The following is a 1,828-nucleotide window of genomic DNA, read 5'->3' as shown; positions in this document are numbered from 1 at the left end:
TCCCCCTTGTATGATGTAGTTATAACATTTGATAGAAAACTTAATACTATTCTTCCGAATATTACAACTCATCATTATTTTATTATTCTTATTTTTAGATTTATCCCGCCTAGCATCTTATGATGCGAAACGCTTATCTTTAGTAATATTAGTTTTCTATGAAATCCCATTAGGGACCTAACCAAATTAAATATATTTTAGTATAATACTCCTGAATAGAGGATAGATGTACTCCCCCTGGGAAGCTTTTTAAGCTTATACCCGTAAGAAAGCGTATCATTCCATCAGGTAGATTTCTATGTTTAGCTGGTTGGGTTTCCCTTTGGGAATTACCCGTGTCACAAACAAGGTTATAGACTAACTGATAGATTGGAATTTCTATTCTATCTCTAAACTAAATTTTAAGGAGATATATACAATGTCTAAATTTTTTTATAGTCCTACTGTAGGAATTGATGTTTCAGCAGATTTTTCATATGTTGCAATACTTGCACCTAATGGAGATATTTATAGGAAGGCTTTTAAAATAAAGCATGATGTCAGTGGCTTCAATCACTTACAAAAAGAAATAAAGAAAGTGGAAGAAGAGTTTAACATGAAAACTGCAATTTTCATGGAGTCCACTGGTGTGTACCACTTATCTCTTTTCCACTTTCTTAATAAAACCTTTGATAACACATTTGTTATCAATCCACTCGTTACTAAGTGTAACAAAAATGTGGATATAAGAAAAGTGAAAAATGATAAAAAAGATGCTTTATCTATTGCCAAAATAGGTAAATTTCAAAATATCAAGCTTTCGCAAGGCGTTAGCCTAGACATTTTCCTATTAAAATCTCTAATTAGGGAGTATTACAAACTCAATGATACTTGTTCTACTTATAAGAAAAAGTTATCCACTGATTTAAGAGTTATTTTCCCTGGTTACAAAGATGTATTTTCAAATGTAACTTCAAATACTTCTATTGATCTTTTAAGTAATTATCAAACACCAGAGTCCATTTTAAATGCACCTGAAGATAAAATATTAGATATATTAATTACTAAATCTAAAAAAGGTGCTAAATGGGCTCAAAACAAGTACTTAAAGCTTATTGATATAGCAACTGAGGCTACAATTATTGGACTACCGTTGCACGGTTTATCCGTAAAAATAACTAGTACAATAACACTTATAAAAGCTATAGAATCTGAAATTCAAAATCTACTTACCGAAATAGAAGCTTTAATTAGTTCAAATAACTTTCCTGAACAAATCAAGAAAAATATTGAGCTTATTGACTCTATTCCAGGAATAGGACGATTAACAGCTATTACATTAATGGCTGAAATAGGCAATATTGGCGGTTTCATAAAACCTAAACACCTAGTTGCCTTCTTTGGTATAGACAGCTCTGTTAATGAGTCAGGTAACTTTAAAGGTAATCAAAATAAAATCTCAAAACGCGGTACACGAATAGGCCGTAGGGCATTATATGCTGCTGCACTCGCTTGTATAAGAACCAACCGTAATGGTGTCCCTATTAACAAAATTTTATTAGATTATTACCAAACTAACCTTAATGGTAAAAAATCAAAGGTTGCATTAGTAGCAATAATGCATAAAATAATAAACTATATTTTTGCGGTTCTTCGAAATCAAACACGGTTTGAGGTAAGAGATCCTAAACTACATAAACAAATGTTTTTGGAAAATAAAGCTTTAAATAATGCAGCTTAATATATCCATTTTTTGTAATCGTTCGTGTTTTGAAATGGCTTATTTGTTATACCCTTTTTTATTAAAAATATTTTTTAACATTTTACTTGACTATTATTAGCTGGTCTT

Annotated in this window: 1 protein-coding gene; it reads left to right on the top strand. The window is 30.6% G+C overall.

Annotated elements, in window-relative coordinates; genetic code table 11:
* Positions 1 to 418 precede the first annotated feature (418 nt).
* Positions 419 to 1,720: an IS110 family transposase gene (locus AAT22_RS03910; RefSeq protein WP_047000329.1), complete on the top strand. Its 1,302-nt coding sequence runs from the start codon at positions 419 to 421 to the stop codon at positions 1,718 to 1,720.
* Positions 1,721 to 1,828: the final 108 nt, after the last annotated feature.

The sequence above is a fragment of the Clostridium sp. C8 genome (assembly GCF_001010885.1).
In the GTDB taxonomy this organism is placed as follows: Bacteria; Bacillota; Clostridia; order Clostridiales; family Clostridiaceae; genus Clostridium; species Clostridium sartagoforme.
The sequence above is the reverse complement of the archived record's forward strand: the minus strand, read 5'-3'. Positions and strand labels throughout refer to the sequence as shown.

What these genes read in the sequence shown, in the direction of transcription:
- AAT22_RS03910 (WP_047000329.1), top strand. Translation starts at nt 419, where the DNA reads ATGTCTAAATTTTTTTATAGTCCTACTGTAGGAATTGATGTTTCAGCA.